14 protein-coding genes are annotated in these 18,116 nt (G+C 71.6%); 5 read left to right on the plus strand and 9 right to left on the minus strand.

What is annotated here, in order from left to right; translation table 11 throughout:
* The first annotated feature begins 109 nt into the window (after positions 1 to 109).
* The 3 genes from nirB to ACIO3R_RS00495 are packed head-to-tail and all read left to right on the plus strand — an operon-like array spanning position 110 to position 4,066.
* The gene (nirB, locus tag ACIO3R_RS00485; protein ID WP_402101863.1) at positions 110 to 2,707 is read left to right on the plus strand and encodes a nitrite reductase large subunit NirB; all 2,598 of its coding nucleotides are present in this window, start codon (positions 110 to 112) and stop codon (positions 2,705 to 2,707) included.
* Positions 2,707 to 3,090: a nitrite reductase small subunit NirD gene (nirD, locus tag ACIO3R_RS00490; protein WP_402101865.1), complete on the plus strand. Its 384-nt coding sequence runs from the start codon at positions 2,707 to 2,709 to the stop codon at positions 3,088 to 3,090. Before nirB ends, nirD begins: the two co-directional genes overlap by 1 nt.
* A gap of 46 nt (positions 3,091 to 3,136) precedes the next feature.
* Positions 3,137 to 4,066 (plus strand): oxidoreductase, encoded by a 930-nt coding sequence (locus ACIO3R_RS00495; RefSeq protein WP_385035824.1) that lies wholly within the window; start codon positions 3,137 to 3,139, stop codon positions 4,064 to 4,066.
* A gap of 53 nt (positions 4,067 to 4,119) precedes the next feature.
* On the opposite strand, the gene ACIO3R_RS00500 is transcribed toward ACIO3R_RS00495, so the two are convergent.
* The 8 genes from ACIO3R_RS00500 to ACIO3R_RS00535 all read right to left on the minus strand — a co-directional run bounded on the left by ACIO3R_RS00500 (position 4,120) and on the right by ACIO3R_RS00535 (position 14,200).
* Entirely contained in the window at positions 4,120 to 4,530 is a 411-nt protein-coding gene (locus ACIO3R_RS00500) for a VOC family protein (RefSeq protein WP_402101868.1), read from the minus strand.
* A gap of 160 nt (positions 4,531 to 4,690) precedes the next feature.
* A complete protein-coding gene (locus ACIO3R_RS00505) occupies positions 4,691 to 5,710 on the minus strand; it encodes an ArsR/SmtB family transcription factor (protein WP_385035826.1) in 1,020 nt (339 codons plus the stop codon).
* 434 nt (positions 5,711 to 6,144) lie between these two features.
* Positions 6,145 to 8,892, minus strand: coding sequence for a pyruvate, phosphate dikinase (gene ppdK, locus ACIO3R_RS00510; protein WP_402101870.1), 2,748 nt, complete (start codon positions 8,890 to 8,892; stop codon positions 6,145 to 6,147).
* A 340-nt stretch (positions 8,893 to 9,232) separates the two neighbouring features.
* Positions 9,233 to 10,015, minus strand: coding sequence for an HAD family hydrolase (locus tag ACIO3R_RS00515; RefSeq protein ID WP_402101872.1), 783 nt, complete (start codon positions 10,013 to 10,015; stop codon positions 9,233 to 9,235).
* On the minus strand, positions 10,012 to 11,205 hold the full coding sequence (locus ACIO3R_RS00520; protein ID WP_402101874.1) for an ABC transporter ATP-binding protein: 1,194 nt from the start codon (positions 11,203 to 11,205) through the stop codon (positions 10,012 to 10,014). The genes ACIO3R_RS00515 and ACIO3R_RS00520 overlap by 4 nt, the downstream gene beginning before the upstream one ends.
* A 6-nt stretch (positions 11,206 to 11,211) precedes the next feature.
* Positions 11,212 to 12,126, minus strand: coding sequence for an ABC transporter permease (locus tag ACIO3R_RS00525; RefSeq protein WP_402101876.1), 915 nt, complete (start codon positions 12,124 to 12,126; stop codon positions 11,212 to 11,214).
* A complete protein-coding gene (locus tag ACIO3R_RS00530) occupies positions 12,114 to 13,022 on the minus strand; it encodes an ABC transporter permease (protein ID WP_402101879.1) in 909 nt (302 codons plus the stop codon). The genes ACIO3R_RS00525 and ACIO3R_RS00530 overlap by 13 nt, the downstream gene beginning before the upstream one ends.
* Entirely contained in the window at positions 13,022 to 14,200 is a 1,179-nt protein-coding gene (locus tag ACIO3R_RS00535) for an ABC transporter substrate-binding protein (RefSeq protein WP_402101881.1), read from the minus strand. Before ACIO3R_RS00535 ends, ACIO3R_RS00530 begins: the two co-directional genes overlap by 1 nt.
* Positions 14,201 to 14,478: 278 nt before the next feature.
* Between ACIO3R_RS00535 and ACIO3R_RS00540 the strand changes: the two genes are divergently transcribed.
* Entirely contained in the window at positions 14,479 to 15,234 is a 756-nt protein-coding gene (locus tag ACIO3R_RS00540) for a GntR family transcriptional regulator (protein ID WP_402101883.1), read from the plus strand.
* 62 nt (positions 15,235 to 15,296) lie between these two features.
* On the opposite strand, the gene dusB is transcribed toward ACIO3R_RS00540, so the two are convergent.
* A complete protein-coding gene (gene dusB, locus ACIO3R_RS00545) occupies positions 15,297 to 16,445 on the minus strand; it encodes a tRNA dihydrouridine synthase DusB (RefSeq protein ID WP_385354042.1) in 1,149 nt (382 codons plus the stop codon).
* 86 nt (positions 16,446 to 16,531) lie between these two features.
* Here dusB and ACIO3R_RS00550 point away from each other — a divergent pair, with 86 nt between their 5' ends.
* Positions 16,532 to 18,076, plus strand: a complete 1,545-nt coding sequence (locus ACIO3R_RS00550; RefSeq protein ID WP_385035835.1) for an MFS transporter — start codon at positions 16,532 to 16,534, stop codon at positions 18,074 to 18,076.
* The last annotated feature ends 40 nt before the right edge of the window (positions 18,077 to 18,116 follow it).

Consider the following 18,116-nt stretch of genomic DNA (forward strand, 5'->3'; position numbering starts at 1 on the left):
GGGTAACACCCGCCGGACACGCTTCCGTCATGAGTACCCGGGCCGAGGCCTCCCTGCCTCCGCCTGCTCCACCTGCTCCACCTGCTCACCGACGACGGAGGCTTCTGAGATGCCGGTGTCCCCTTCCAGCAGCGCCGCCCCCTCCTCCGGCCCCGCCGCCGTGCCGACCCTCGTGGTCGTCGGGCACGGCATGGTCGGCCAGCGGTTCCTGGAGGCCCTCGCGGACCGCGGGATGACCGCCGCGGCCGGCGCCGCCCGGGTCGTCGTACTCTGCGAGGAGCCCCGCGCCGCCTATGACCGGGTCCGGCTGACCTCGTACTTCTCCGGGCGCACCCCGGACGACCTGTCGCTGGTCGAGCCCGGCTTCATGGAGCGGCACGGCTTCGAGCTGCGCCTCGGTGACCCGGCGGAGTCCGTGGACCGGGAGGCGCGCACGGTCACCGCGCGCTCCGGCGAGACCTTCGCGTACGACACGCTGGTGCTGGCCACCGGCTCCTACCCGTTCGTCCCGCCGGTCCCCGGCAGGGACACCGAGGGCTGCTTCGTCTACCGCACGATCGAGGACCTGCTCGCGATCGAGGCGTACGCGGGGACGGCGCGGACCGGCGCGGTCGTCGGCGGCGGGCTGCTCGGTCTGGAGGCCGCGGGCGCCCTGAAGGGGCTCGGCCTCGACACGCACGTGGTGGAGTTCGCGCCCCGGCTGATGCCGGTGCAGGTCGACGAGGGCGGCGGCGCGGCGCTGCGGCGCACCGTCGAGAACCTGGGCCTGACCGTGCACACGGGTGTCGGCACCCAGGAGGTGACCGCGGGCGAGGACGGCTCGGTGAACGGGATGTCGCTCTCCGACGGCTCCTCGCTCGCCACGGACCTGGTGGTGTTCTCGGCCGGGGTGCGGCCCCGCGACCAGCTGGCCCGGGACTGCGGTCTGGCGGTCGGCCCGCGCGGCGGCGTCGTCGTGGACGAGCAGTGCCGCACCCGCGACCCGGCGGTCTTCGCGATCGGCGAGTGCGCGCTCGCCCCGGACGGCCGGGTGTACGGGCTGGTGGCGCCCGGCTACGAGATGGCGCAGACCGCCGCCGGGGTGATCGCGGGCGAGGAGGCGTCGTTCACCGGTGCCGACATGTCGACGAAGCTGAAGCTGCTCGGGGTCGACGTGGCGTCCTTCGGTGACGCGCACGGCGCTTCGGAGGGCTGCCTCGACGTGGTGTACGCGGACGCCCGCTCCGGCATCTACAAGAAGCTCGTGATCGGGCAGGACGGCACGCTGCTCGGCGGGGTGCTCATCGGGGACGCCGACCAGTACGGCACGCTGCGGCCGATGACGGGCACGGTCCTGCCGGTCGCCCCCGAGCAGCTGGTGCTGCCGGCCGGTGCGGGCGGCCCGGCCGTCCTCGGCCCGTCCGCGCTGCCCGACGACGCGGTGATCTGCTCCTGCCACAACGTCACCAAGGGCGCGGTCCGCGAGCACGGCACGCTGCCCGAGGTGAAGAAGTGCACCAAGGCCGGTACCGGCTGCGGCAGTTGCGTCGGGGTGATCGGCCAACTGCTGCCGCAGAGCCGGGACAGGGGCCTGTGCGGCTGTTTCCCGTACACCCGCGGCGAGCTGTACGAGATCGTCCGCGCCCTGGAGATCACCTCGTACGCCGAGCTGCTCGACTCGCACGGCCGTGAGGCGGCTCGCGGTGGTGACGGCTGCGAGGTCTGCAAGCCGGCGGTCGGCTCCGTCATCGCCTCGCTGGCCCCGACGGTCGGCGCGAGCGGCTATGTCCTGGACGGCGAGCAGGCCGCGCTCCAGGACACCAACGACCACTTCCTGGCCAACCTCCAGCGCAACGGCTCGTACTCGGTCGTGCCGCGCGTACCCGGCGGTGAGATCACCCCGGAGAAGCTGATCGTGATCGGCGAGGTGGCCCGGGACTTCGGCCTCTACACCAAGATCACCGGCGGCCAGCGCATCGACATGTTCGGCGCCCGCGTCGAGCAGCTGCCGCTGATCTGGACCCGGCTGGTCGACGCGGGCTTCGAGTCGGGGCACGCGTACGGGAAGTCGCTGCGGACGGTCAAGTCCTGTGTGGGGCAGACCTGGTGCCGCTACGGCGTCCAGGACTCGGTGAGGATGGCAATCGGCCTGGAGCTGCGTTACCGGGGCCTGCGCTCCCCGCACAAGCTGAAGTCGGCGGTCTCGGGCTGCGCCAGGGAGTGCGCGGAGGCCCGCGGCAAGGACTTCGGGATCATCGCCACCGCCGGCGGCTGGAACCTGTACGTGGGCGGCAACGGCGGAGCCACCCCGCGCCACGCGGACCTGCTCGCGCAGGATCTGTCCGACGCCGAACTGGTGCGGCTGATCGACCGGTTCCTGATGTTCTACATCCGCACCGCGGACCGGCTGGAGCGCACCTCCACCTGGCTGGACCGCATCGAGGGCGGCCTGGACCACGTGCGGGACGTCGTCGTGCGCGACTCGCTCGGGCTCTGCGACGAACTGGAGCGGCTGATGGCCGACCACGTCCGGGGCTACCGCGACGAGTGGGCCGAGACCATCGGCGACCCGGAGCGGCTGCGCCGCTTCGTCTCCTTCGTCAACGCACCCGACGCACCCGACCCCTCGGTGAGGTTCGTCCCGGAACGCGACCAGATCAAGCCCGACCTGGCCGTCCTCGCCGGCCCGGTCCTCGCCGTCCGCACTCTCGAAGGGACCACCTCCTGATGACGAACCGGACGACGGCAGGGACGAAGACCGGGACGGCGGAGACCGCGCGGGACACCCGCATCGTCCGGCTCGCCGCCGGTGGCAACTGGCTCGCGGTCTGCGACCGTTCGCTGCTCACGCCGGGCCGCGGGGTCGCGGCGCTGCTCCCGGACGGCAGGCAGGTCGCGCTGTTCCTGGACCGTGCGGGACGTACGTACGCGATCGGCAACCGCGATCCGTTCACCGGGGCCCACGTCCTCTCGCGCGGCCTGGTCGGGTCGGAGGGCGGCCGGCCGTTCGTCGCCTCCCCGCTGCTGAAGCAGCGCTTCGACCTGGCGACGGGTGCGTGCCTGGACGACGACGGGGTCACCGTTCCGGTCTTCGAGGTCCGCGCGGACTGAACAGCACGATTCCGGCCATGGGGCCGTCCGGTCGTACGCTTGATCCATGAGCCGGCACCGGTACGCGAGTGACCTTCCCGACCAGAGCGGCCGTACGGCCGTGGTGACGGGAGCCAACAGCGGGATCGGGCTGATCACCGCACGGGAGCTGGCCCGACGCGGTGCCCGGGTGCTGCTCGCCTGCCGCGACGAGCGGCGCGGCAAGGAGGCGGCGGCCCGCATCCGCGGCGCGGTGCCGGACGCGGACGTGGAGTTCGCCGCGCTGGATCTGGCCGATCTGTCGTCGGTACGGGAGTTCGCCGCGGCCTGCACCCCGGACCGGCTCGATCTGCTGATCAACAACGCCGGTGTGATGGCCCTTCCGTACGGGAGGACCGCCGACGGTTTCGAGACCCAGTTCGGCGTCAACCACCTCGGTCACTTCGCCCTCACCGGGCTGCTGCTGCCGAAGCTGCTCGACACCCCGGGCGCGCGGGTGGTGAGCGTGTCCAGCGCTCTGCACGCCCTGTCCGACATCGACATGGGCGATCTCAACAGTGAGCGCGACTACCGCCGCTGGATCGCCTACGGCCGCTCGAAGACGGCCAACCTGCTGTTCGTCCACGAGCTGGCCCGGCGGACCGCCGCCATCGGCAGCGGGCTGGTGGCCGCCGCCGCGCACCCGGGCTACGCGTCGACCAACCTGGCGACGGCGGGCGTCCGGATGGAGAACCGCAGGGCGGCGGAGCGGGTCATCGAGTTCGGCAACCGGATCATCGCCCAGCCCGCGTCCGCGGGCGCCCTGCCCAGCCTGTACGCGGCCACCGCGCCCGGCGTACGGCCCGACTCGTTCACCGGTCCGCGGCTGCTGGGCTGGCGCGGTGCGCCGGCGCCGTCCTGGCGGGCGCGCTGGACGCTCGACGATGTGGCGAGCGAGCGGCTGTGGGTGGCGTCGGAGCAGCTGACCGGGGTCACCTTCGCGGGCCTCGGGGTCTGATCCCCCGGGGCGGGGCAAGAGGGCCGGCCGGCCCTCTTGCCCCGGTGGCGGGCTCAGCCCTGGCCGTCCACGGCGGCCGGGTCCATCCACATGACCTCCCAGATGTGGTGGTCCGGGTCCTGGAAGGACCGGCCGTACATGAAGCCGAGATCCTGGGGCTCGTTGGCGGGTGAGCCGCCGGCGGCGAGCGCCGCGTCGGCCAGCTCGTCCACCTTCTCGCGGCTCTCCGCGCTCAGTGCCAGGAGCACCTCGGTGGTCTTCGAGGCGTCCGCGATCTCCTTCTTGGTGAAGTCCTTGAAGCGCGGCTCGGCCATCAGCATGGCGAAGATCGTGTCGCTGATGACGAGACAGGCGGTGTTCTCGTCGCTGAACTGCGGGTTGAAGGAGAACCCCAGCTTCCCGAAGAAGCCCTTGGTCGTCTCCAGGTCCTTGACCGGCAGGTTCACGAAGATCATCTGAGGCATGGCCGTCCCGCTCTCTCAGTGGGCGAATTCGTTGGGCGAACGCGGTGGGTGCGTTCGGTGGGCGAATCCTGTGCGTTCTCTGCGAACGCGGTACGAGAGGTAGACGCCGGGGCCGCCGGAAACTCATCGGTGCCGGGCGGAAAACCCCCTCCGGCACGGATCACGACACGGCGAGCGGCGCACCGCCCCGCAGCAGCGAGCCGCCCAGCGGAGTCAGCGTGTGCAGGACCGAGCTGCCGTGGCGCAGGGTGTGCACCAGGCCCGCTTCGCGCAGCACACAGGCGTGCTGGCTCGCCGACGCGAGGGAGACCCCGGCCCGGCGGGCGAGCTCGCTGGTCGTGCAGCCGTCCCCGATGGTCCGCAGCACCGTGGAGCGGGTGTGGCCGAGGAGCCGGCCGAGCCAGGGGCCCGGTTCGGCGAAGACCGGGGCGCCGGTGTGGCCGACCGGATAGACGAGCACCGGCGGCAGCAGCGGGTCGCGGAGGACGACCGGGGCGCCGCGGCAGAAGAACGACGGCTGGAGGAGCAGTCCGCGGCCGTCCAGGTGCAGTTCGCGGTCGACCGGGTAATCCGCCTCCAGCACCGGCGCCCGCCAGCGGATCACCGGCGGGAGCGAGGCGAGCAGCTCGTCCGCGCCACCGTCCAGGAGCGCGCGTCCCCGGACCGCGCGGTCGGCCTCGATGTCCGCCTGGATGTGCGGCCAGTACGGTTCGACCGCGGCGCGGTGGTAGGCGCGCAGCGCCCCGATGAGCCGGCCCAGCGGCTCGGAGCGTCCTTCCCGCAGCGCGTCCAGCCGTACCGGGCGGATCGCCCGCCGGGCCGTGGCGGTGCGGCCGGCGGCCGCTCCCCCGGTGCCCAGCATCGCCAGTTCGGCGCGCAGCCGCTCGGGCGGGGTGTCGCGCAGGGCCTCGGTTCCGGTGGTGAAATCCAGTGGTTCCGAACCCTCCTGAGAAGGCGTCAGGAAGTCCGGGAAATAGCCGCGCGACGGCACCACGGCGGACAGCAGACGTACTTCACCATTCAACCGCGGACGGGTTTCCGTGCGCCATTTCCCGAACACCGTGGAAGCACGCCGGTCCCTCAGCCGATGGAGACTGAGAATGGTCTCCCACAATGCGTCCGGCCCGGTGGCCATCCGCACTCTGGAAAGGTCCCATCCGGATATATGGATACGCAGCACCGAACCCCCACCTGCTTGCACCTGCAATTACCCCCGCGTAAGAGTATGCGAGTCGTCACACCACGTCACCACGGGGTTTCGGCCAGAGGTGAAACGTCTCGCCTCGCCCCGGTGTCACCCGAAAGGCTGTACGACGTCGGGTTGCGATTCCAGAGCCACCGGAAGAGCGAGTGAAGGCCGTGGGGGGTTTTGCTCGCTCGGCGGCGGTTGGCAATGGTGCGGCTCCGCACCCGGCGGGGGTAAGCCGGGTGCGGCCCATGGATGGGGATCCATGGGCCGCACCCCGGTCCGCTCCGGACCACCCGGTTCCGGTCCGGCACATCTCTTTGCGCATTAAACGAAGCAATGGAGCGCCCGGAAACACGGAAAGCGCTCACGCGCGGCCGCCGCGTACGGCCCGGTGAGGGTCCGGTGAGCCGGCGACGGCCCCGGTGTCAGCGGCTGTCGCTGCCGCGCGGCTCCGCCGCCGCCCGGCCGGCCTCCAGACGGGCCACCGGAATGCGGAACGGTGAACAGGAGACGTAGTCCAGGCCCACCTCGTGGAAGAAGTGCACCGACTCCGGGTCGCCGCCGTGCTCGCCGCAGATGCCGAGCTTCAGGCCGGGACGGGTGGCCCGGCCCGCCTCGACGGCACTGCGCACCAGCGCACCGACGCCGTCCCTGTCGATCGTCTCGAACGGCGACACCCCGAAGATGCCCTTCTCCAGGTACGCCGTGAAGAACGAGGCCTCCACGTCGTCGCGGGAGAAGCCCCACACCGTCTGGGTCAGGTCGTTGGTGCCGAAGGAGAAGAACTCCGCCGCCTCGGCGATCTGACCTGCGGTCAGCGCGGCGCGCGGCAGCTCGATCATCGTGCCGATCTTCAGCCTGAGGTCCGTGCCGGTGGCGGCCTGGACCTCGGCGATGACCCGGTCCGCCTCCTCGCGGACGATCTCCAGCTCCTGGACCGTGCCGACGAGCGGGATCATGATCTCGGCGCGCGGGTCGCCCTTGGCGTTCTTGCGCTCGGCGGCGGCCTCGGCGATGGCCCGTACCTGCATGGCGAACAGGCCGGGGATGACAAGACCGAGCCGGACCCCGCGCAGGCCGAGCATGGGGTTCTGCTCGTGCAGCTTGTGCACGGCCTGGAGCAGGCGGAGGTCGTTCTCGTTGGCGTCCTTGCGGGACTCGGCGAGCGCCACCCGGACCGACAGCTCGGTGATGTCGGGCAGGAACTCGTGCAGCGGCGGGTCGAGCAGCCGCACGGTGACGGGCAGTCCGTCCATCGCCTCGAACAGCTCGATGAAGTCGGCCTTCTGGAGCGGCAGCAGCGCGTCCAGCGCCGTCTCGCGCTCCTGGTCGGTGTCGGCCAGGATCAGCTTCTCGACCATCTCGCGGCGCTCACCGAGGAACATGTGCTCGGTGCGGCACAGCCCGATGCCCTGGGCGCCGAAGCGACGGGCCCGCAGGGCGTCCTCCGCGTTGTCCGCGTTGGCCCGCACCCGCAGCCGGCGCACCCGGTCCGCGTACGCCATGATCCGGTGCACGGCGGCGACCAGTTCGTCGGCGTCGTCGGCGCCCGCGTGCATCCGGCCCTCGAAGTACTCGACGACCGGAGACGGCACGACGGGCACCTCACCGAGGTACACCTTGCCGGTCGATCCGTCGACGGAGACGAGGTCCCCCTCCTCCACGACCGTGGTCCCGGCCGTCAGCCGGCGCCGCTTGGTGTCGACCTCGATCTCCTCGGCGCCGCAGACACAGGTCTTGCCCATGCCCCGGGCGACGACGGCGGCGTGCGAGGTCTTGCCGCCGCGCGAGGTCAGAATGCCCTCGGCGGCGATCATGCCGTCGAGGTCGTCCGGGTTGGTCTCGCGGCGGATCAGGATGACCTTCTCGCCGGAACGGGACCACTTGATCGCGGTGTACGAGTCGAAGACGGCCTTGCCGACCGCCGCGCCCGGGGACGCCGCGATGCCGCGCCCGAGCAGCCGCACCTTGGCGTCGTCGTCGAAGCGCGGGAACATCAGCTGCGCCAACTGCGCGCCGTTGACCCGCTGGAGGGCCTCCGCCTCGTCGATGAGGCCCTGGTCGACGAGCTGGGTGGCGATCCGGAAGGCGGCGCCGGCGGTGCGCTTGCCGACCCGGGTCTGGAGCATCCACAGCCGGCCGCGCTCGATGGTGAACTCGATGTCGCAGAGGTCCCGGTAGTGGGTTTCCAGTGTCTCCATGATCGTGATCAGCTGGTCGTACGACTTCTTGTCGATGGACTCCAGGTCCGCGAGCACCACGGTGTTGCGGATTCCGGCGACGACGTCCTCGCCCTGCGCGTTCTGCAGGTAGTCGCCGTAGACGCCCTGGTGGCCGCTGGCCGGGTCGCGGGTGAAGGCGACGCCGGTGCCGGAGTCGGGGCCGAGGTTGCCGAAGACCATGGAGCAGATGTTGACGGCCGTACCGAGGTCGCCGGGGATGCGCTCCTGGCGGCGGTAGAGCTTGGCCCGGTCGGTGTTCCACGAGTCGAAGACGGCCTTTATGGCCAGGTCCATCTGTTCGCGCGGGTCCTGCGGGAAGTCGCGTCCGGCGTCCCGCGTGACGATCTCCTTGAACCGCCCGACCAGCTTCTTCAGGTCGGCCGCGTCGAGATCGACGTCGACGCTGACGCCCTTGGCCTCCTTCGCGGCCTCCAGGGCCTCCTCGAAGAGGTCGCCGTCGACACCGAGGACGGTCTTGCCGAACATCTGGATGAGCCGGCGGTAGGAGTCCCACGCGAACCGCTCGTCGCCGCTCTGGGTGGCGAGACCGACCACGGACGCGTCGGAGAGGCCGATGTTGAGGACCGTGTCCATCATTCCGGGCATCGAGAACTTGGCGCCGGAGCGGACGGAGACCAGCAGCGGGTCGTCGGACTGGCCGAGCTTCTTGGTCATCCGCGCCTCAAGGGCGTCGAGGTGCGCACTCACCTCGTCGCGCAGCGCGGCCGGCTCCTCCCCGCTGCCGAGGTAGACCTTGCACGCCTCGGTGGTGATGGTGAAGCCCGGAGGGACGGGGAGCCCGAGATTGGTCATCTCGGCGAGGTTGGCACCCTTCCCGCCGAGCAGGTCCTTCAGATCCTTGTTGCCCTCGGTGAAGTCATAAACGAACTTCTGACCCGCAGGCTCCCGGGACTCCGGGGTGGATACGTGGGGGTCTCTGTTTTCCGACACGGGTCTCGACTCCTCGAGGACGCGGTGGCTGCCCTGACGGCGAGGAACATACCCAGATCGAAGGTGTCTGGGTACGTCCACCTGGCCGTCTTGCTGCCGCAACCACCTGTCCGCCAGCAGATCCAAAGAATCTCTCCAGCGATCAAGCCGAGGCCTCTCCTTCAGAACGTGAAGGCGGCATGGCCAGTTCTTGAGCCTACACGCTCAAATGAGCGAACCGCTTCGCATTTGAGTACACTTCCCGAAGGCTGCCACCTGGCACTGAGTGCCAGGTCTTCCAGAAATGCAGCCACCATCATTACGCTCACCTGAGCGAACCCTCGATCAAAGGTGGCGCGAATCACGCTGATTTCGGGCCCCGTATTTCAGGATCCGGACGCCTCAGGCAGTCGCTCAGCACCCCGAGGTCCACCTCCTCCAGGCTGCGGGCGAACGTCCGCCCCTGCCCGGGGGCCACGGGCAGCAGCGACGGAACCACCAGCACCGCGCACCCCGCCGCGTCGGCCGACGCGGTGCCGTCCGGGGAGTCCTCCACCGCGACACAGGCCGAGGGCGCGACCGCGAACCGCTCGGCCGCCGCCCGGTACGGGTCGGGATGCGGCTTGGTCCGTACGGTGTCGTCGGCCGACAGCGTGAAGGCGAAGCCCACCCCGGCCAGCGACCCTGCCACCACCGCGTCCACCACGCTCCTCGGCGACGCGCTGACCAGGGCGAACGGCACTCCGGCGGCTTCCACGGAGGCCAGCAGCGCGGCGGCCCCCGGGCGCAGCGGCGCGCCCGCGTCGACCTTCCGGAAGAAGGAGCCGGTCAGCTCGGCGGCGGTCCGTTCGAGTGCGGCGCCACGATCCGGATCGGCGCCGCGATCCGGATGCGCGCCACGATCCGGATCGGCGCCGCCGTCCGGATCGGCGGTCCGGTCCCGTGCGCCGGCTGCCCCGCCGGTCACCGCGATCAGATGGGCGGCGGTGTCCGCGACGGCACGGCCGACGACTTCCGGCGCGTCGGCGTCCGTCAGCCGGTGGCCGAGCCCGGCCGCGACCTCGCGGGCCGTCTCCCACCACAGCACCTCGGTGTCGACCAGGGTGCCGTCCATGTCGAAGAGGACGGCGGCGGGGGCCGTCACGCGTCCACCCGGCCGTCGGCTGCCGGCGCATCGGCTGCCGGCGCTACGGGCGCCGTCGCCCCCCGCACGGGCACGACGAGCACCGGGCGGCGGACCGGGGTCACCCGCACCCGCACCCCGGGGGCCAGCTCGACGGCGTCCCGCGAGGGGAGGTCGGCCTTGACCGGGACGCCGTCCGGCAGGTCGAGCAGGACCCGGGTGACCGAGCCGAGGAAGGAGGCGGCGACGACCGTGGCCGTGCCGTCCGGGTCGGCCGTGGCGCGGATGTTCTCGGGCCGGATCAGGACGTCGGCGGGTCCCCTGCCCGCCGGGACGTCGCCGTCGACCGGGAGCGTGGTGCCCGCGACCTCGACGTGGCCGTCGCCGGTCAGCAGGCCGGGCAGCCGGTTCATGGTGCCGACGAACTCGGCGACGAACGGGGTGGCGGGGCGTTCGTACAGCTCGGCCGGGGGCGCGCACTGCTCCAGGCGGCCCGCGTTGAGGACGGCGACCCGGTCGGCCATGGAGAGGGCCTCCTCCTGGTCGTGGGTGACGAAGATGGTGGTGATGCCGAGCGACAGCTGGAGGCGGCGGATCTCCTCGCGGAGGCTGAGCCTGACCTTGGCATCGAGTGCCGACAGCGGTTCGTCGAGCAGCAGCACCCGGGGGCGCAGGGCGAGCGCGCGGGCCAGGGCGACGCGCTGCTGCTGGCCGCCGGACATCTGGTGCGGGAAGCGGCCGCCGTGGTCGGGCAGCCCGACGAGTTCGAGCAGTTCCGCTGCGGTGGCGTGCCGTTCGGCGGTGGCGACGCCCTTCATCCGGGGGCCGAAGGCCACGTTGTCGCGGGCGTTCAGGTGCGGGAAGAGGCTGTAGGACTGGAAGACCATTCCGGCGTCGCGCCGGTTGGCGGGGACCGGGGTGATGTCCTCGCCGTCGACCAGGACCTCGCCGGAGTCCGGCTGCTCGAACCCGGCGAGGACCCGCAGTGCGGTGGTCTTGCCGCAGCCGGAGGGGCCGAGCAGAGCGAGGAGCTCGCCCGGTTCCGCGGTGAGGTCGAGTCCGTCGAGCGCCACGGTGGGGCCGAACGCCCGGCGCAGGGAGCGGAACTCCACCCGGGCTCCGGTGACGGCCCGCCCGGCGGCGGGGCGCGGGGAACCGGCGGAGCCCGTCGGCTCCGGGCGTCCGGCGGTGGCGGTGGGCAGGGCTGACATGGGTGGCTACTCCTTGCCGGGTACGGGGGCGGGGGCGGTGCCGGCGGCGGCCGGGACGGAGGTGGAGGGGCCGGTCCCGGCGCGCGAGAGGACGAGCAGCAGGGCCCAGGTGATGAGCAGGGAGAGCAGCGAGACCGCGACCGACATCCGCGCCTGGGCGCCGGACACGGTGACGATCCACACCGCGAAGGGCCGGAAGCCCAGCAGCGAGGCGATGGTGTACTCGCCGAGCACCAGGGCCAGGGTGAGGAAGGAGGCCCCGGCCAGCGAGGAGCGCAGGTTGGGCAGGATGACGCGCAGGATCACCTGCGTCCGGCTCGCCCCGCAGTTGCGGGCCGCCTCCACCAGTGTGGGTACGTCGACCGCGCGCAGCCCGGCGTCCAGCGAACGGTGCACGAACGGCAGCGCGAGCACGGTGTAGGCGAGGACCAGCACCACCGGGAACGACTCGTCCTGCACGGCGAGGAAGGTCTGGTAGAGCGGGGTGCGCGAGAAGTGGTCGGGCCCCCAGCGCAGCACCGTGGTGATGCCCGTGACCAGGGCGATCGGCGGCACCACCAGCGGCAGCATGCAGACGATCTCGACGACGGCCCGCAGCCTCGGCGAGCCGAGCCGCACCGCGACGAGCGCGGGGACCACGAGCAGCAGGGCGAGGGCGATCGTGGCGGCGGCGAGGGAGAGCGAGAGGAACAGGCTCTCGGTGAACCCCTCGGCCGACAGGATTCCGTTGTACGCCTCGAAGGTGAGGCCCTGGCCCGGTACGTGGACCGTGAAGACGAACGAGGAGAGCAACGGGGTGACGAAGTACAGCCCGGCGGCCGCCAGCACGGCCCCGCGCCAGTAGCGCGGCCTGTGGCGCGCCGCCTTCGGCGTGGCGGGAGCGGGGGCGGGAGCCGTGGGGACGGTGGTCAGTGCAGCCATCGGGAGCTCCGTCGCTGGAGGGGCAGATAGACCGCCATCACCAGGCCGGCGATCACGATCATGTCGAGGCTCAGCGCCAGGGCCACGTTCTCCTGGCCGACCAGGACGTTCCCGGAGAGCGCGTCGGCGATCTTCAGGGTGACCAGCGGTACGGAGCCGCCGACCAGGGCCGCGGCCGTGGCGTGTGCGGCGAAGGCGCTGCCGAAGAGCAGGACGAACCCGCCGAGCAGGGAGGGCGCGAGCACCGGCAGTCCGACGTGGCGCCAGAACTGCCAGGTGGTGGCGCCGGTGTTGCGGGCGGCCTCGCGCCACTGCGGGCGCAGCCCGTCCAGCGCCGGGACGACGACGAGCACCATGAGCGGGATCAGGAAGTAGAGGTAGATGACGGTGAGCCCGGTGAAGGAGTAGAGGTTCCAGCCGAGCGTGTCCAGGTGCCCGAGTTCCGTGACCACGCCCGAGATACCGAGGGTGGCGACGAAGGCGAAGGCCAGCGGGATGCCGCCGAAGTTGGCGAGCACCCCGGAGGCCGTCAGCACGGCCCCGCGCAGCGCGCCGCGCCGGGAGGTGACGACGGCCTGGGCGATCAGCACGCCGCACACGGTGGCGAGGGCCGCGGTCAGCGCGGACAGTTCGACGCTGCCGGTGAGCGAGGTGAGGTAGGGCCCCTGGAGCGAGCGTCGCAGGTGCTCGCCGGTGATCTCGGTGGCGCCGGAGGCCGGGTCGGTGCGGGTGAGCGCCCCGTACAGCAGGGCGCCCGCGGGCAGCCCGAAGCAGAGCCCGGCGAAGACGAGCAGCGGGAGCGCGCCGAGCCAGGCGCGGGGCGGTCGGCGCCGGCGGGTGCCCCGCGCGGCGGGGGCCGCCCCGGGTCCCGGGGCGGACGGGTGGGCGGCGGTCATCAGGAGACGGCCTTGTCCCAGTTCTCGGAGAGCGTGGCGTTGGCCTTGTCGAGTTCCTCGGAGCTCGGGAACGCCGGGGTGCCCTTCACCGCGGGGAGCTTGCCGACGAAGGTCTTGTCGGCGGTGCCGTCCTCGGTCATGGCGGGCAGCAGGACGGGGCGGGCGTACCCCTTCAGCCAGAGGTTCTGGCCCTCGGCGCTGTACAGGTACTCCATCCAGAGGCGGGCGGCCGCCGGGTGCGGGGCCTCCTTGTTGACGGCCTGCGAGTAGAACTGGGCGTACACACCGTCGGCGGGCACGGAGACCTTCCAGTCGACGCCCTTGCCCTTGAACTGGTCGGCGTACCCGGCGTTCAGGTAGTCCCAGTCGATGCTGATCGGCGTCTCGCCCTTCTCGACGGTCGCCGGGGTGGACTCGACGGGGATGAAGTTGCCGCTCTTCTTCAGCTTGCCGAAGAAGTCGATGCCGGGCTGGATGTCCCCGAACGAGCCCTTGTCGGCCAGGGACGCCGCGTACACGCCACCGAACGCGGAGCCGGACTTGGTCGGGTTGCCGTTGAGTGCGACCTTGCCCTTGTACTCGGGCTTCAGCAGGTCGGCGAAGGTCTCGGGGCAGGTCTTGATCCGGGCGGCGTCGCAGCCGATGGAGACGTAGCCGCCGTAGTCGTTGAACCAGCGGCCGTCCGGGTCCTTCTGGCTGTCGGGGATCTTGTCCCAGGCGGTGACCTTGTACGGGGCGAAGAGGTTCTCGGCCGCGCCGCTGCGGGCGAAGGCGATACCGAGGTCGAGGACATCGGGGGCGCGCTTCTGGCCCTTGCGGGACTTGACGGCGGCTATCTCGTCGGCGCTGGCGCCGTCCGGGTTCTCGCTCTTGATCCTGACCTTGTACTTGGCCTGGAAGGCCTTGATCAGCTCGCCGTAGTTCGCCCAGTCCGGCGGCAGGGCGATCACGTTCAGCTCGCCCTCCTTCTCCGCGGCGGCGACCAGCTTGTCCAGCCCGCCGAAGTCCGCGACCGAGACGGCCTCGGCCGGCTTCACACCGGTCGCCCCGGCCTCGGCCTTCTCCTCGGGTGCGGCGCCGCAGGCGGTGAGCGCGGTCAGCGCTGCCGTACCGAGGGCGAGGGCGGCGACCGTACGGCCGTGGGCGCGGATACGGGGGCGGGGACGGAGTCTGCGCACGGTGTGTCTCCTGGAAGCGAAGCGAGTGCCACTTGTTCATACAAGCTGGCACCAGTTCGCCCGGTCCAGGTGTCCGGGGCGTTAACGTCCCATGACCGGTGCGGCAAGAGGCGAGGAAGAGGGAAGCCGTCTTGCCAGGGCTTGTGGTACGTAACGACCACGCATCGAATCGCTCCGCGGCGGCGTTAGAGTGAGCGGCGGGGCCGCCGACAACGAGCGGACTTGTACACAGCCCATGATCTGTAGAGGTTCATGGACCGGCCGGCCGAGGGGGGCGCGTGGGTCATTCACGCTATCGGGAGATCGCGGAGTCGCTGCGGCACTCCATCCGCAGCGGGGCCCACCCGCTCGGCTCCCGGCTGCCGTCGGAGAGCGATCTCGCCGCCCGCTGGTCGGTCTCGCGCGGCACGGTCCGCCAGGCGGTGGCGCTCCTCGCCTCCGAGGGGCTGATCGGCTCCCGGCAGGGAGCGCGGCGGGTCGTCCTGCGCCGGGAGCGCCGCCAGAGCTTCGAGCAGCTCAACAGCTTCGCGCAGTGGGCCCAGGCGATGGGGTGCGAGGTCTCCAGCCGCATCCTGACCCGCACCACGCGGACCGCGACCGACGAGGAGGCCGAACGCCTGGACGCGGAGCCGGGCAGCGACGTGCTGTACGTGCTGCGGCTGCGGTGGCTCGACGGGGAGCCGGTGATGGTCGAGCGGACCGTGTACGCGGACTGGGTGGCCCCGGCCGTCCTGGCGCTGCCGGAGGACTGCGTCTCGATCATGAACAGCATCGCGGAACGCGCCGACATCGTCGCGCACTACGGCGAGCACCTGATCGACGCGGTCGCGGCGGGCAGCGAGGACGCCCGGCTGCTCCGGGTGCGCCGGGCCAGCCCGCTGCTGCGGCAGCGGCACCTGACGTACACGGCGGCGGGCCGGGCCATCGAGTGGACGGACGACCGCTACCGGGCGGGGAGCATGGTCTTCAACGTGATGAACTCCGCGGCGGCGGCCCCGCTGGAGCGTCGGCCGGGCCCGGACGTCAAGGGCTGACGCCGGAGGCCGGAGGCCACGGCCCACGGGCCGGGGAGGGCCGGGGCCTCGTCCGTACCGCCTCAGCCGCCCGAGGTGTCCAGTTCCGCGTCGGCGCTGACGCCGGAGCAGTCGTAGGGGTCCTTCAGCCAGCCGTCCGGGAGAACCACCCGGTTGTTGCCCGAGGTGCGTCCACGCGGGCCGTCGGCGCCGTCGGGCCACGGCTGGTCCAGCCGCAGTTCGTTCAGCTGGGAGCCCAGCTCCTCCAGCGAGGAGGTGACCGCCAGGTTCCTGCGCATCTCGGAGCCGACCGCGAAGCCCTTGAGGTACCAGGCCACGTGCTTACGGAAGTCGATCACGCCCCGGGTCTCGTCGCCGATCCACTCCCCGAGCAGTGTCGCGTGCCGCAGCATGACGTCCGCGACGGTGCGCAGGGAGGGCGTCTGCCTCGTCCCCGTACCTTCGAAGGCGCTCACCAGGTCGCCGAAGAGCCAGGGGCGGCCCAGGCAGCCGCGGCCCACGACCACGCCGTCGCAGCCGGTCTCGCGCATCATCCGCAGGGCGTCGTCCGCGCACCAGATGTCGCCGTTGCCGAGGACGGGGATCTCCGGGACGTGCTCCTTGAGGCGGGCGATGGCGTCCCAGTCGGCGGTGCCGCCGTAGTGCTGGGCAGCGGTCCTGCCGTGCAGGGCCATCGCCGTGACGCCCTCCTCCACGGCGATCCGGCCGGCGTCGAGGTAGGTGAGGTGGTCGTCGTCGATGCCCTTGCGCATCTTCATGGTGACCGGCAGATCGCCCGCGTTGGAGACGGCCTGGTGGAGGATCGCGCGCAGCAGCGGTCGCTTGTACGGGAGCGCCGAGCCGCCGCCCTTGCGGGTGACCTTGGGGACCGGGCAGCCGAAGTTCAGGTCGATGTGGTCGGCGAGGTCCTCGTCGACGATCATGCGGACGGCCTTGCCGACCGTGACCGGGTCCACTCCGTACAGCTGGATGGAGCGCGGCGTCTCACTCGCGTCGAAGCGGATGAGCTGCATGGTCTTCTCGTTGCGCTCGACCAGCGCCCGCGTCGTGATCATCTCGCTGACGAACAGCCCCTTGCCGCCCGAGAACTCCCGGCACAGCGTGCGGAAGGGCGCGTTGGTGATGCCGGCCATGGGGGCGAGGACCACCGGCGGCTGCACGGTGTGCGGGCCGATGCGGAGCAGCTGGGGCGAGGGGGCGAGCGTGGTCATTCCCCCATTGTCGCGTACGCGGAGAACTGCTCCGGTGTACCGGTGGTGGCACAGCAGCAGTCGTTAGTTAGTCGTACTATCCATGCATGCCCGAGCTCAGCCATCGGCGACGGATGCTGGTGCTGGCGATCTGCTGCATGAGTCTGCTGATCGTCAGCCTGGACAGCACCGTCCTGAACGTCGCCCTCCCGTCCATGCGCCAGGACCTGCACGCGAGCGTCGCGGGGATGCAGTGGACGATCGACGCGTACACACTCGTCCTCGCCTCCCTGCTCATGCTCGCGGGTTCCACCGCCGACCGGATCGGCCGGCGCAAGGTCTTCAAGGCCGGGCTCGTCCTGTTCACCCTCGGCTCGGCGCTCTGCTCGATCGCGCCCAGCCTGGAGACACTGATCGTGTTCCGGATGGTGCAGGCCGTCGGCGGCTCCATGCTCAACCCGGTCGCGATGTCGATCATCACCAATACGTTCACCGAACCGCGCGAACGCGCGCGGGCGATCGGCGCCTGGGGCGGCGTCGTCGGTATCTCGATGGCCGCGGGACCGGTGATCGGCGGCAGCCTGGTCGATTCGGTCGGCTGGCGGTCGATCTTCTGGATCAATCTGCCGGTCGGTATCGCCGCACTGCTGCTGACCTGGAAGTACGTCCCCGAGTCGCGTGCCGCGAAGGCCCGCCGCCCCGATCCGGTGGGCCAGCTGCTGGTGATCGCGCTGCTGGGCTCGCTGACGTACGCGATCATCGAGGCGCCGCAGAAGGGGTGGGCCTCCGCGGAGATCCTGCTGTTCGCCGCGGTCGCGGTGGCGTCGCTGACCGGCCTGCTGGTGTACGAACCCCGGCGCGCCGATCCGCTGATCGACCTGCGGTTCTTCCACAGCGCCCCGTTCAGCGGAGCCACCGTCATCGCGGTCAGCGCCTTCGCCGCGCTCGGCGGCTTCCTCTTCGTCAACACGCTCTATCTGCAGGACGTACGGGGGCTGAGCGCACTGGGCGCCGGTCTGTACATGCTCCCGATGGCGGCGGTGGTCTGTGTCCTGCCGCCGATCTCGGGGCGCGTCGTCGCCAGTCGGGGGCCACGCATCCCGCTCCTGGTCGCGGGGGTCGCGATGGCGGCGAGCGGGCTCATGTTCGCGCTGTTCGACGCGGAGACCGACAACATGCTGATGTTCACCGGCTATGTGCTGTTCGGGCTGGGCTTCGGCGCGGTGAACGCACCCATCACCAACACCGCGGTCTCCGGTATGCCGCGGTCCCAGGCGGGCGTTGCCGCCGCGGTCGCCTCGACCAGCCGCCAGATCGGGCAGACGCTGGGCGTCGCCGTGATCGGGGCGGTGCTGGCGGCGGGGGTGACCGGCGCCGGGTCCTCGGGCGGCATCGGGCCGGCCGGCGACTTCGTGGCCGCGAGCAAGCCCGCCTGGTGGATCATCACCGGCTGCGGGGTGTGCGTGCTGGTGGTCGGGGCGCTGAGCAGCGGGCGCTGGGCACGCGGTACCGCGCGCCGGACCGCGGAACTCCTGGAGGGCGCCGCGCCGGCGAACGGGCCTGCGGCGGGAGGCTCTTCGGCCGGGGATTCGGGGACAGGTACGGGGCACGGCCCGGCCGGTGGCCGAACGGGCGGTCGATCAGTCAGGTAGGCAGCCGGGGCGAGACGGGGAGCCGCGTAGTGGGCCGGCG

Origin of the sequence: Streptomyces sp. NPDC087428 (genome assembly GCF_044744085.1) — a bacterium.
Classification (GTDB): Bacteria; Actinomycetota; Actinomycetes; order Streptomycetales; family Streptomycetaceae; genus Streptomyces.